The sequence below is a fragment of the Klebsiella sp. JB_Kp031 genome (assembly GCF_040064295.1).
Lineage (GTDB): Bacteria > Pseudomonadota > Gammaproteobacteria > Enterobacterales > Enterobacteriaceae > Klebsiella > Klebsiella quasipneumoniae.
The window spans coordinates 308244-321141 of sequence record NZ_JBEAJW010000040.1 but is presented as its reverse complement, the minus strand read 5'-3'; the positions used below and the strand labels follow the sequence as shown (position 1 = coordinate 321141).

Genomic DNA, 12898 nt, shown 5'->3' with positions numbered 1-12898 from the left:
ATTATGATAATATAATCACAAAATATGCATAAAAAGTCAGTCAATGGCAACCGAAATCACCGCTTAATAAAGTTCGCCAGCAATTGATGGCCCTGTTCGCTAAGGATGCTTTCCGGATGGAACTGCACGCCCTCGAGATCCCAGTCGCGATGACGAATCCCCATGATCTCACCGCTGGCGCTGCGGGCGGTGACGATAAACTCAGGCGGCAGCGTCGGCGGGTCAATCACCAGCGAATGATAGCGGGTCACCGTCAGAGGATTATTCAGCTCCTGAAACACCCCTTCGCCGTTATGCTCGATAAGCGAAGTTTTTCCATGCATCACCTGCGCCGCCCGCACAATGGTCGCGCCAAACGCCTGGGCTATCGCCTGATGCCCGAGGCAGACGCCCAGCAGCGGCGTTTTTCCTGCATAGTGACGGATTACTGAGAGGGAAATCCCCGCTTCATCCGGCGTACAGGGACCGGGCGAAATCACCATCTTCTCCGGCGCCAGCGACGCTATCTCCTCCAGCGTCAACGCATCGTTGCGCCTGACCAGCACTTCCGCCCCCAGTTCGCAAAAGTACTGATACAGATTCCAGGTGAAAGAGTCATAGTTATCGATAAGCAGGATCATAGCGGCTCCGGAACAATCAAACCGGGCTATTCTACTCAGATTCCCGCGCTTCGCTTACCACTTTGCGAAAGATCGCCGCCAGCGGGTCCGGATCGCCCATCGCGCCCTGCTGGCAGGCGGTGCTCCAGGCGGCAGGATCGACGTCACGCCAGTCAAGAAGGTAGCCGGCATGTATCGCCAGCTGTTCAAAGAAAATGCGCTGGGTCAGGCCATTGCCGAGACGAAAAGGGTGCAGCACATTAATTTCACCATAGAACCAGCTCAGGCGTTCGATAAAGGTATCCCGCGGCAGGCCGAAGAGATAATCCTCCTGCTCCAGGGCCTGCATCAGGGCGTTCCCTTCCTCTTCGATGCGGGCAAAGTGACAGAACGGCGTATCGCCCAGGTAGAGGTTCACTTCACGCAGCCTACCCGCCCAGTCAAACAGATCCTGATACAGCTGATGATGAATAGCGCACAGATAGGGTAAGCCGCGCACCCGCGGACCCAGCGGCAGGGTAGCCGCCCGCAGCGATGTCATCTCCAGGGCAGCCTGCTGCAGAGTGTTGGCCTGGCGGATGCCGAGGCGGTTGCGCAGGACGTTCAGGGCCGGATAGAGGTAAGGATCGCGTTCATCGCCAAATTTATCGCTCATACTCCCTCCGCAGCGTCGCGAGGCGCGCCTGCGCCTCCTCGGCAGTCAGCGTAACCAGTGGCACCGATACGCCTTCGAGGCGACGGCTGGCCTGAAAATTGCTATTACGTGTCTGTTCCCAGAGTCGGGATTTTTGCTTATCGGTGAGTGGACGCATCGTCGCCCCCTTATCGTCCCCTGTGTGCCACAAGTATAAGCAGCAATTACAGGTTATGCCGGGAGGCAACCGGCGCGGCGATAGACTACCGCGCCGTGGGAAGATTAGGGCAGCACTTTCGCAGAGAGGATAACAACCGGTTTAGTCGGCACATTCTGGTATGGGCCGACGTTATGGGTCTGAACCTGGGAGATCTTATCCGCAACGTCCATGCCTTTCACTACCTTGCCAAACACCGCATAGCCAAAGTCGCGCTGGCCATGGTCGAGGAAGGCGTTATCCGCCACGTTGATGAAGAACTGGCTGGTGGCGCTATCCTGATCGGCGGTACGCGCCATGGCGATGGTGCCGCGGGTGTTGCGCAGGCCGTTGTCTGCTTCATTTTTGATCGGCGGGTTAGGCTGTTTCTGCTGCATCTGCTCGTTGAAGCCGCCGCCCTGCACCATGAATCCCGGGATCACGCGATGGAAGGTAGTGTTGTTGTAGAAGCCGCTGTTAACGTACTTCAGGAAGTTATCCACGGAAATCGGGGCTTTCTGGCTGTTTAACTCAAGCTCAATGTTACCTGCCGAGGTGGTCAGCAGCACATGCGGATCGCCCTTTGCCGCCATGGCCGGGGAGAACGCTGAAATGGCGAAAACGGCAGCCATCGCCGCCAGTGTTGATTTGAGCATGGAAAATCCTTAACGGAGCAGAATAAAAGCGAGTGCCTTGATTCTAAAGAGCCTTTGCATCCTGGGCCAGCCTTTTACCAAATTTTACTTAGCTGTAATAATTGTAACCGCGCAAACGTTCTCTCTGGCGTCGAAAAAACGTGATTCAAGTCACATTAAAACATGCAAAAGATAACGTATTTCACAATAAACATTTAATTACATCACCTGAACGACTAAAATCTGTCCGCCCGGCGCGGCGTCAACGCGCTTTACCTTTCTATTCACAGGCCAGTCATGACTAACAGCAACCGTATTAAGCTCACATGGATCAGCTTCTTCTCCTACGCCCTGACCGGCGCGTTGGTGATCGTCACCGGGATGGTGATGGGTAACATTGCGGATTATTTCCATCTGCCCGTTTCCAGTATGAGCAACACCTTTACCTTTCTGAACGCCGGTATTCTGATCTCCATCTTCCTCAATGCCTGGCTGATGGAGATCGTGCCGCTGAAAACTCAGCTGCGTTTTGGCTTTATTTTGATGGTGCTGGCGGTGGCCGGCCTGATGCTCAGCCACAGCCTGGCGCTGTTCTCCGCATCAATGTTCGTTCTCGGCCTGGTGAGCGGGATCACCATGTCGATCGGGACCTTCCTGATCACCCATATGTATGAAGGCCGTCAGCGCGGGGCGCGTCTGCTGTTTACCGACTCCTTCTTTAGCATGGCGGGAATGATTTTCCCGATGGTCGCCGCAGTCCTGCTGGCGCGCAGCATCGAGTGGTACTGGGTCTACGCCTGTATCGGTCTGGTGTATGTCGCTATTTTCGTCCTGACATTCGGCTGTGACTTCCCGGTACTCGGCAAAAAAGCGCAGAGCGAAAACAGCCAGCCGGTGGTGAAAGAGAAGTGGGGCATCGGCGTGCTGTTACTCTCCGTCGCGGCGCTGTGCTATATCCTCGGTCAGCTGGGCTTTATCTCCTGGGTACCGGAATATGCCAAGAGCCTTGGCATGAGCCTCGGCGATGCCGGTAAGCTGGTGAGCGATTTCTGGATGTCCTACATGATCGGCATGTGGTCATTCAGCTTTATCCTGCGCTTCTTCGACCTGCAGCGCATCTTAACCGTCCTCGCCGGCCTCGCGACGGTGCTGATGTACCTGTTTATCAATGGTTCGCCGGAGCATATGCCGTGGTTTATTCTGACCCTGGGCTTCTTCTCCAGCGCCATCTACACCTCGATCATTACGCTCGGTTCGCAGCAAACTAAAGTCGCTTCACCAAAGCTGGTGAACTTTATCCTCACCTGCGGCACCATCGGCACCATGCTGACTTTCGTGGTCACCGGCCCGATTGTGGCAGCCAGCGGTCCGCTGGCCGCGCTGCACACCGCTAACGGCCTCTACGCCGTGGTGTTCGTGATGTGCTTTATCCTCGGCTTCGTCTCCCGTCACCGCCAGAACAACGCTCAGGCGGCGTCTCACTAAGCCTTCGGCCCCTTTGCGTCCGCAAGGGGGCTGTTTCTCATAAAAGAAAGCTCCTCGCCACCGCGGTCGGTCTGGATCCAGGTTTGCGCCAGTTGGGTGGTCGCAATCACCCTTCCCTCGCGAATTGACCAGCGCACCGGCACCTGGCAGCGTACCGCCTCAAAGCCATTCTCCGCCGGCAGAATGATCAGGTTAGCCGGATTGCCGCTGACGATGCCGTAATCCGTCAGGCCAAACGTGCGGGCGCTGTTGTCGGTGACAAGCTGCAGGCCGTCGTTAATTTGCTGGTAGCCCATCAGCTGGCAAACGTGGAGCCCCATATGCAGGACCTGCAGCATATTACCGGTCCCCAGCGGGTACCACGGGTCAAAGACATCATCATGACCAAAGCAAACGTTGATCCCCGCCGCCATCAGCTCCTTCACCCGGGTAATGCCTCGTCGCTTCGGGTAGTCGTCAAACCGGCCCTGCAGATGAATATTGACCAGCGGATTGGCGACAAAATTGATGCCGGAGAGCTTAAGCAGGCGGAACAAGCGCGAGGTATAAGCGCCATTATAGGAGTGCATGGCGGTGGTATGGCTGGCCGTCACCCGCGGCCCTATTCCCGCTTTTAACGCCAGCGCGGCAACGGTTTCCACAAAGCGCGACTGTTCGTCGTCAATTTCATCGCAGTGAATATCCAGCGGGCGGTCATATTTCCGCGCCAGTCGGAAAGCGATATGCAGCGATTCCACCCCATATTCACGGGTGAACTCAAAGTGCGGGATCGCCCCAACGACATCCGCCCCCAGCTTCAGGGCCTCTTCCAGCAGCGCCTCGCCGTTGGGGTAAGAGAGGATCCCCTCCTGCGGAAAAGCGACAATCTGCAGCTCGACCCATGGCGCCACCTCCTGTTTGACCTCCAGCATCGCCTTCAGCGCCGTCAACGTCGGATCGGAGACATCGACATGGGTACGGACAAACTGCACGCCATTGGCGATCTGCCACTTGAGGGTTTTCCACGCCCGGGCTTTAACGTCTTCATGGCTGAGCAGCGCTTTCCGCTCCGCCCAGCGCTCAATCCCCTCAAACAGAGTGCCGGACTGGTTCCAGTTTGGCTCGCCGGCCGTCTGGGTGGTATCCAGATGGATATGCGGCTCAATAAAAGGCGGGATCGCCAGCCCGCCGCGAGCGTTCAACACTTCGTAGCTTTCGTCCCGCGCCTCCCCCATCGGCGTGATCTCGCCAAAGCGCCCCTTATCTATCGCTATCTGCCACAGGCCGTCGCGGTCTGCCAGGCGTACGTTCTGAATCAACCAAAGCGGCGCTGCTGTCATATCAACCTCTCCATTCAATACGGCTTGTTTTCTACTCAACCCCAATCGCGACCCACCCAATTCTTGTACACAAAATCAGCAAAAAGGAAAAGTCAGCGTTTTCCACAACTTAGAAAAATACAGACAAATCAATTATATACCCATTAAGTGGTAGGTGAAGTTGTCATTGATTTGCATCAATAAGCCTGATGGCTGAATCGTTAAGGTAGGCGGTAATAGAAAAGAAATCGAGGCAAAAATGAGCAAAGTCAGAATCGCTATTATCGGTAACGGCATGGTTGGCCATCGCTTTATCGAAGAGCTTCTTGATAAGGCGCCTGCCGGACAATTCGACATTACCGTGTTCTGTGAAGAGCCGCGTATCGCCTACGACCGTGTCCACCTGTCGTCTTATTTCTCCCACCATACCGCAGAAGAGCTGTCGCTGGTCCGCGAAGGTTTCTATGAGAAACACGGCGTCAAGGTGCTGGTCGGCGAAAGGGCCATCACCATCAACCGCCAGGAGAAGGTGATCCACTCCAGCGCCGGGCGCACGGTGTTCTACGACAAGCTGATCATGGCGACCGGCTCATACCCCTGGATCCCGCCGATTAAAGGCGCGGAAACCCAGGATTGCTTTGTCTATCGCACCATTGAAGATCTCAACGCCATTGAATCCTGCGCCCGTCGCAGTAAACGCGGCGCGGTGGTCGGCGGCGGTCTGCTCGGCCTCGAAGCCGCAGGCGCGCTGAAAAACCTCGGCGTGGAAACCCATGTTATCGAGTTCGCGCCGATGCTGATGGCCGAGCAGCTCGACCAGATGGGCGGCGAGCAGCTGCGGCGCAAAATTGAAAGCATGGGCGTGAAAGTTCACACCAGTAAAAACACCAAAGAGATCGTTCAGCAGGGCATCGAGGCGCGCAAAACCATGCGCTTCGCCGACGGTAGCGAGCTGCAGGTCGATTTCATCGTCTTCTCTACCGGGATCCGCCCGCGCGATAAACTGGCCACCCAGTGTGGGCTGGCGGTTGCCCAGCGCGGCGGCATCATGGTCAACGATAGCTGCCAGACCTCCGACCCGGATATCTATGCCATCGGCGAATGCGCCAGCTGGAACAACCGCGTGTATGGCCTCGTCGCGCCGGGTTATAAAATGGCCCAGGTGGCCGTCGATCACCTCCTCGGCAGTGAAAACAGCTTCACCGGCGCCGACCTCAGCGCCAAGCTGAAGCTGCTGGGCGTGGACGTGGGCGGCATCGGCGATGCCCACGGCCGCACGCCGGGCGCCCGCAGCTACGTCTATCTTGACGAAAGCAAAGAAGTTTATAAGCGTCTGATCGTCAGCGCCGACAACAAAACCCTGCTCGGCGCGGTGCTGGTCGGCGACACCAGCGACTACGGCAACCTGCTGCAGCTGGTGCTCAACGCCATCGAGCTGCCGGAGAATCCGGATTCGCTGATCCTCCCGGCCCACGCCGGCAGCGGCAAGCCGTCGATCGGCGTCGATAAACTGCCGGACAGCGCGCAAATCTGCTCCTGCTTCGACGTCAGCAAAGGCGACCTGATCGCCGCCATCAACAAAGGCTGCCATACCGTCGCGGCGCTGAAAGCGGAAACCAAGGCCGGTACCGGCTGCGGCGGCTGTATCCCGCTGGTCACCCAGGTGCTCAACGCCGAGCTGGCGAAACAGGGCATCGAGGTCAACAACAACCTGTGCGAACACTTCGCTTACTCCCGCCAGGAGCTGTTCCACCTGATCCGCGTGGAAGGCATCAAAACCTTCGACGAACTGCTGGCCAAACACGGCCAGGGCTACGGCTGTGAAGTTTGTAAACCGACCGTCGGCTCCCTGCTGGCCTCCTGCTGGAATGAGTACATCCTCAAGCCTCAGCACACGCCGCTGCAGGACACCAACGACAACTTCCTCGCCAACATCCAGAAAGATGGCACCTACTCGGTCATTCCGCGCTCCGCGGGCGGCGAAATCACCCCGGAAGGGCTGGTCGCCGTGGGCCGTATCGCTCGTGAATTCAATCTGTACACCAAAATCACCGGCTCCCAGCGCATCGGCCTGTTTGGCGCGCAGAAAGACGACCTGCCGGAGATCTGGCGGCAGCTGATTGAAGCGGGCTTCGAAACAGGCCACGCCTACGCTAAAGCGCTGCGGATGGCGAAAACCTGCGTCGGCAGCACCTGGTGCCGCTACGGGGTCGGCGACAGCGTCGGCTTCGGCGTCGAACTGGAAAACCGCTACAAAGGCATCCGCACCCCGCACAAAATGAAGTTCGGCGTCTCCGGCTGTACCCGCGAATGCGCGGAAGCCCAGGGCAAAGACGTCGGGATCATCGCCACCGAGAAAGGCTGGAACCTGTACGTATGCGGCAACGGGGGGATGAAGCCGCGCCACGCCGATCTGCTGGCCGCGGACCTCGATCGCGAGACGCTGATTACGTATCTCGACCGCTTTATGATGTTCTACATCCGCACCGCCGATAAGCTGACCCGCACCGCGCCGTGGCTGGACAACATGGAAGGCGGGATCGACTATCTGCGCAGCGTGATCATCGATGACAAGCTCGGTCTGAACGACCATCTGGAAGAGGAGCTGGCTCGCCTGCGCGCCGCCTTCGCCTGCGAGTGGACCGAGACCGTCAATAACCCGGCGGCGCAGACTCGCTTCAAACACTTTATCAACAGCGACCAGCGCGACCCGAACGTTCAGGTGGTGCCGGAACGTGACCAGCATCGCCCGGCCACGCCATATGAGCGTATCCCGGTTACTCTGGTGGAGGAAAAAGCATGAGCCAGTGGGTAAACATCTGCAAAATTGACGACATCCTGCCCGCCACCGGCGTCTGCGCCCTGCTCGGTCAGCAGCAGGTGGCGATCTTCCGTCCCTATCATGACGACAGGGTGTTCGCCATCAGCAACATTGATCCGTTCTTTAACGCCAGCGTACTGTCTCGCGGAATTATCGCCGAGCATGACGGCGCCCTGTGGGTTGCCAGCCCGCTGAAAAAACAGCGCTTCCGCCTGAGCGATGGCCTGTGTATGGAAGATGCCAGCCACTCTATCGCCCGTTTCGACGCCCGGGTAAAAGACGGCCACGTTCAGCTTAAAGCGTGAGTCCCGCTTCCTCCCCCCGGTCACGGGGGGAGATATAAGTAACACTTCTGACCGACAGCGCATGAGTGCGGGATATGTCGCATGTTTTGTATTACCTTTGCTGCTATTCTACGACCACTCACTTTCTACCCCTTATTTTTATGAGGTTATTCTGTGGATCACTTACCCATATTCTGCCAGTTACGCCAGCGGGATTGTTTACTGGTTGGCGGCGGGGATGTCGCCGAACGCAAGGCCCGTCTGCTGCTGGATGCTGGCGCAAACGTCACGGTCAATGCGCTCGACTTTACCCCTCAGTTTCAGGTGTGGGCCGATTCACAGATGCTGACCCTGGTGCAGGGGGAGTTTATCCCCTCGCTGCTGGACAACTGCTGGCTGGCCATCGCCGCTACCGATAATGAAACGGTGAACCAGCAGGTCAGCGACGCGGCCGAAGCGCGGCGTATTTTCTGTAACGTGGTGGATGCCCCGCGCCAGGCCAGCTTTATCATGCCGTCGATCATCGACCGCTCGCCGCTGATGGTCGCCGTCTCCTCGGGCGGGACATCACCGGTGCTGGCGCGCCTGCTGCGCGAGAAGCTGGAGTCAATCTTACCCCTGCATCTTGGTCAGCTGGCCCGCTACGCCGGCCATCTGCGCGCTCGCGTCAAGCAGCAGTTTGCCACCGTAGGCGAACGCCGACGGTTCTGGGAGAAGCTGTTCGTTAACGACCGCCTGGCGCAGTCGCTGGCCAATGATGATCGGCAGGCGGTGGCGGATACCACCGAGCAACTGCTGACCGAGCCGTTAGAGCATCGCGGCGAGGTCGTCCTGGTTGGCGCCGGCCCCGGTGACGCCGGGCTGCTCACGCTCAAAGGCCTGCAGCAGATCCAGCAGGCCGACGTGGTGGTCTATGACCGACTGGTCTCCGACGACATCATGAATCTGGTGCGCCGCGATGCCGACCGGGTGTTCGTTGGCAAGCGCTCAGGCTATCACTGCGTGCCTCAGGAGGAGATCAACCAGATCCTGCTGCGCGAAGCGCAAAAAGGAAGACGCGTGGTCCGGCTGAAAGGCGGCGATCCCTTTATCTTTGGCCGCGGCGGAGAGGAGCTGGAGACCCTCTGCGAGGCGGGCATCCCCTTCTCGGTTGTGCCAGGCATCACCGCCGCCTCCGGCTGCTCCGCCTACTCGGGGATCCCGTTGACCCATCGCGATTTCGCCCAGGGCGTGCGCCTGGTCACCGGCCATCTGAAAACCGGCGGCGAGCTGGACTGGGCGAACCTGGCGGTGGAGAAGCAGACCCTGGTGTTCTACATGGGTCTGAACCAGGCGCCGGCGATCCGCGAGAAGCTTATCGCCCACGGCATGGCGGAAGATATGCCTGCCGCCATCGTCGAGAACGGCACCGCCGTGACGCAAAAAGTGGTCAGCGGCACCTTAGGACAGCTGGATATTCTGGCGCAGCAGATGGCCAGCCCGGCGCTGATCATTGTCGGCCGCGTGGTCGGCCTGCGGGATAAACTGAACTGGTTCTCGAACCACTAACCTTCGCCTCGCGGCGTGAACGACAGGCATAAAAAAGGGCGGGATAATCCCGCCCTTTTTAGCTGTTGCGTCGCTTACGGCTTGGCGACAAAGCCAATCGCTTCGTATACCGCTTTCAGGGTTTGAGAAGCCCGCGCGCTGGCCTTTTCTGCACCGTCTTTCATCACCTGATTGAGAAACGCTTCGTCGTTACGGAAACGGTGATAGCGCTCCTGCAGGTCAATCAGCATGCCCGATACCGCGTCGGCGACTTCGCCTTTCAGGTGGCCATACATTTTGCCTTCGAAGTGCTGCTCCAGCTCAGGAATGGTTTTCCCGGTGACCGCGGAGAGGATATCCAGCAGGTTGGAGACGCCCGCTTTCTCTTTCAGGTCGTAGCGCACCACCGGCGGCTCGTCGGAATCGGTGACCGCACGTTTGATCTTCTTGACCACCGATTTCGGGTCTTCCAGCAGGCCGATGACGTTGTTGCGGTTGTCGTCGGACTTGGACATCTTTTTCGTCGGCTCCAGCAGCGACATCACGCGCGCGCCGGATTTAGGGATAAACGGCTCAGGCACTTTAAAAATATCGCCATAGATGGCGTTAAAACGCTGGGCAATATCGCGACTCAGTTCAAGGTGCTGTTTCTGATCTTCGCCCACCGGAACCTGGTTGGTCTGGTACAGCAGGATGTCAGCGGCCATCAGTACCGGATAATCAAACAGACCGGCGTTGATGTTCTCCGCGTAGCGCGCGGACTTGTCTTTAAACTGGGTCATGCGGCTCAGTTCGCCGAAATAGGTGTAGCAGTTCAACGCCCAGCCTAACTGGGCGTGTTCCGGCACGTGCGACTGAACGAAGATAGTGCTTTTCTGCGGGTCGATGCCGCAGGCCAGATACAGCGCCAGGGTGTCCAGCGTCGCCTTACGCAGCTGCTGCGGATCCTGGCGCACGGTGATGGCGTGCTGGTCCACGATGCAATAGATGCAGTGGTAATCGTCCTGCATGTTTACCCACTGACGCAGCGCACCCATGTAGTTGCCAATGGTCAGTTCACCTGAGGGCTGTGCGCCACTAAAAACGATGGGCTTAGTCATGTTTCAATTCCTGAGTTTCACTGTGCGGTAACCCGAGAGCGGGTAAGAGTTCATTAAACTGGTCGAAGAGATAGTCCGGCTCGCTCAGCGCAAGCGGTTCGCCATAGTTATAACCGTAGGTCAGGCCAACCGAGCAGCAGCCAGCCGCTTTGGCCGCCTGAATATCATTACGTGAATCGCCGACGAACAGCAGCGCCTCCGGCGTCAGGCCGAGCTTTTGCGCTACCAGCAGCAGCGGTTCCGGATGCGGCTTTTTGTTCTGGACGTCATCGCCGCCGATCACCACGGTAAAATATTTCGCAATATCGAGCGCGTCCAGCAGCGGGGCGACGAACGGCGTCGGCTTATTGGTCACCAACGCCAGCGGCAGACCTTTGCCCTGCAGCGCGCCGAGCGTATCGGCCACTGCCGGAAACAGGAAACTGCCCTCTTCCGCCGCTTCGGCGTAATAGCGGTCAAACAGTTTACGCAAAATGCGCAGCTGTTCGTCTTGCGGAATATCATGATCGTCGACGGAAGGCTTGCCCATCGCCGCACGTAACGTGGCACGCTCCTGGCGAGCCCAGCTCAGCGCCCGCTCCATCAGGACATCGGCGCCGTTGCCGATCCAGGTTACGACGCGCTCTTCTCCCGCCACCGGCAGTTCCAGGGCGTAGAGGGCGTTATCAACGGCGGCGGTCAGACCCGGCGCGCTGTCCACCAGCGTGCCGTCGAGATCAAACGCGATGCCGCGGATCGCCTGTAATTTATCCATGACTCACCTTCGCTAATTCACTACGCATTTGATCAATCACTTTCTTGTAGTCCGGCTGGCCGAAGATCGCCGAACCGGCAACGAACATATCCGCGCCCGCTGCGGCGATTTCGCCGATATTGCTCGCTTTCACCCCGCCATCCACTTCCAGACGGATGTCGTAGCCGGACGCATCGATGCGCTGGCGCACTTCACGTAGTTTATCCAGCGTCTGGGGAATAAAGGACTGGCCGCCAAAGCCCGGGTTAACCGACATCAGCAGGATCACGTCCAGTTTATCCATCACATAATCGAGATAGCTCAGCGGCGTCGCGGGGTTAAACACCAGGCCCGCTTTACAGCCATGCTCTTTGATAAGCTGCAGGCTGCGGTCGACGTGTTCGGAGGCTTCCGGGTGGAAGGTGATGATGCTGGCGCCAGCTTCGGCAAAATCAGGAATGATGCGGTCGACCGGCTTCACCATCAGGTGGACGTCGATCGGCGCGGTAATACCGTAGTTACGCAGCGACTTCAGCACCATCGGGCCAATCGTCAGGTTCGGCACGTAGTGGTTGTCCATGACGTCGAAGTGCACGACATCCGCACCCGCCGCCAGCGCCTTCGCGGTATCCTCACCCAGACGGGCAAAATCAGCCGACAGAATCGAAGGGGCAATCAAATACTGCTTCATCCGCATCTCCTTGAAATTTATTTGGTCTTAGGCGGACGGTAGAGCGCTAAGAGCTCGTCCACCTTTTTACGCGTACCACCGTTGCTGCTGATGCTGCGCCGAACCTTCACAATATGCGTTTCTGCCGCGTTTTTATACCACTCCTGCGTCAACGGCGTGCGGTGGTTGGAAATCAGCACCGGGATCCGTTTCTTCATCAGCGACTCCGCCTTTTGCGCCAGCAGCACCTGTTGCTCCAGGTTGAAGCTGTTGGTGTGGTAGGCGGTAAAGTTCGCCGTCGCCGTCAACGGCGCATAGGGCGGATCGCAATACACCACCGTGCGGCTATCCGCACGCTGCATGCACTCTTCATAAGATTCGCAGTAAAACTCAGCGTTTTGCGCCTTGTCGGCAAAATGATAGAGCTCAGCCTCGGGGAAATAGGGCTTCTTATAGCGGCCAAACGGCACATTGAACTCGCCGCGCAAATTGTAGCGACACAGGCCGTTGTAACCGTGACGGTTCAGATACAGGAACAGCACCGCGCGACGCAGCGGGTCCTGGCTCTGATTGAACTCATCACGGTACTGGTAGTAGCGCTCAGCGACGTTATTTTCCGGGGTAAACATCTCGCGGGCGGCAGCGACGTACTCGTCGGTGCGCAATTTGACGATGTTGTACAGGCCGATTAAATCACTGTTGATATCCGCGAGGATATAACGAGAAAAGTCGGTATTGAGAAATACCGACCCGGCGCCCACAAAGGGCTCGATTAAGCACTCACCTTCCGGCAAATGCTTTTTAATATCGTCAAGCAGGGGGTACTTCCCCCCTGCCCACTTTAGAAAAGCGCGATTCTTTTTCATGCTGCCTAACTAATTACACGTTCTCCGGCTGTGGAGAAAGCTCCGACAGC

The 12898-nt window shown here is 57.9% G+C and carries 13 protein-coding genes; 4 read left to right on the top strand and 9 right to left on the bottom strand.

The features are described from left to right. Positions 1–56 precede the first annotated feature (56 nt). The 4 genes from pabA to ppiA form a co-directional block, all read right to left on the bottom strand. Positions 57–620, bottom strand: coding sequence for an aminodeoxychorismate synthase component 2 (pabA, locus tag ABLV64_RS21255; protein ID WP_004202196.1), 564 nt, complete (start codon positions 618–620; stop codon positions 57–59). Positions 621–651: 31 nt separating this feature from the next. After that, on the bottom strand, positions 652–1254 hold the full coding sequence (locus ABLV64_RS21250; RefSeq protein ID WP_004202195.1) for a putative adenosine monophosphate-protein transferase Fic: 603 nt from the start codon (positions 1252–1254) through the stop codon (positions 652–654). Then, positions 1244–1411: a YhfG family protein gene (locus tag ABLV64_RS21245; protein ID WP_004202194.1), complete on the bottom strand. Its 168-nt coding sequence runs from the start codon at positions 1409–1411 to the stop codon at positions 1244–1246. The genes ABLV64_RS21250 and ABLV64_RS21245 overlap by 11 nt, the downstream gene beginning before the upstream one ends. Positions 1412–1515: 104 nt before the next feature. Beyond that, positions 1516–2085 (bottom strand): peptidylprolyl isomerase A, encoded by a 570-nt coding sequence (gene ppiA / locus ABLV64_RS21240; protein WP_002920238.1) that lies wholly within the window; start codon positions 2083–2085, stop codon positions 1516–1518. A 276-nt stretch (positions 2086–2361) separates the two neighbouring features. Here ppiA and tsgA point away from each other — a divergent pair, with 276 nt between their 5' ends. Continuing rightward, positions 2362–3549: an MFS transporter TsgA gene (gene tsgA / locus ABLV64_RS21235; RefSeq protein WP_348842980.1), complete on the top strand. Its 1188-nt coding sequence runs from the start codon at positions 2362–2364 to the stop codon at positions 3547–3549. Here the strand turns inward: tsgA and ABLV64_RS21230 are convergent. Further along, a complete protein-coding gene (locus tag ABLV64_RS21230; protein WP_004202190.1) occupies positions 3546–4868 on the bottom strand; it encodes a cytosine deaminase in 1323 nt (440 codons plus the stop codon). The two genes, tsgA and ABLV64_RS21230, sit on opposite strands and share 4 nt — an antisense overlap. A gap of 238 nt (positions 4869–5106) precedes the next feature. Between ABLV64_RS21230 and nirB the strand changes: the two genes are divergently transcribed. From nirB to cysG, 3 genes are all read left to right on the top strand, one after another. Next, the gene (gene nirB, locus ABLV64_RS21225) at positions 5107–7650 is read left to right on the top strand and encodes a nitrite reductase large subunit NirB (protein ID WP_017899950.1); all 2544 of its coding nucleotides are present in this window, start codon (positions 5107–5109) and stop codon (positions 7648–7650) included. After that, positions 7647–7973 (top strand): nitrite reductase small subunit NirD, encoded by a 327-nt coding sequence (gene nirD / locus ABLV64_RS21220; RefSeq protein WP_004202186.1) that lies wholly within the window; start codon positions 7647–7649, stop codon positions 7971–7973. The genes nirB and nirD overlap by 4 nt, the downstream gene beginning before the upstream one ends. 153 nt (positions 7974–8126) lie before the next feature. Beyond that, complete coding sequence (gene cysG / locus ABLV64_RS21215; protein ID WP_004202185.1) at positions 8127–9500, top strand: siroheme synthase CysG; 1374 nt, start codon at positions 8127–8129, stop codon at positions 9498–9500. A gap of 74 nt (positions 9501–9574) precedes the next feature. Here cysG and trpS read toward each other — a convergent pair whose 3' ends face one another. The 4 genes from trpS to dam are packed head-to-tail and all read right to left on the bottom strand — an operon-like array spanning position 9575 to position 12848. Continuing rightward, entirely contained in the window at positions 9575–10579 is a 1005-nt protein-coding gene (gene trpS, locus ABLV64_RS21210) for a tryptophan--tRNA ligase (protein ID WP_023319242.1), read from the bottom strand. After that, a complete protein-coding gene (gene gph, locus ABLV64_RS21205) occupies positions 10572–11333 on the bottom strand; it encodes a phosphoglycolate phosphatase (RefSeq protein ID WP_004202180.1) in 762 nt (253 codons plus the stop codon). Before gph ends, trpS begins: the two co-directional genes overlap by 8 nt. Beyond that, a complete protein-coding gene (rpe, locus tag ABLV64_RS21200; protein ID WP_004202179.1) occupies positions 11326–12003 on the bottom strand; it encodes a ribulose-phosphate 3-epimerase in 678 nt (225 codons plus the stop codon). The genes gph and rpe overlap by 8 nt, the downstream gene beginning before the upstream one ends. A gap of 17 nt (positions 12004–12020) precedes the next feature. After that, on the bottom strand, positions 12021–12848 hold the full coding sequence (gene dam, locus ABLV64_RS21195) for an adenine-specific DNA-methyltransferase (protein WP_004202178.1): 828 nt from the start codon (positions 12846–12848) through the stop codon (positions 12021–12023). Positions 12849–12898 lie beyond the last annotated feature (50 nt).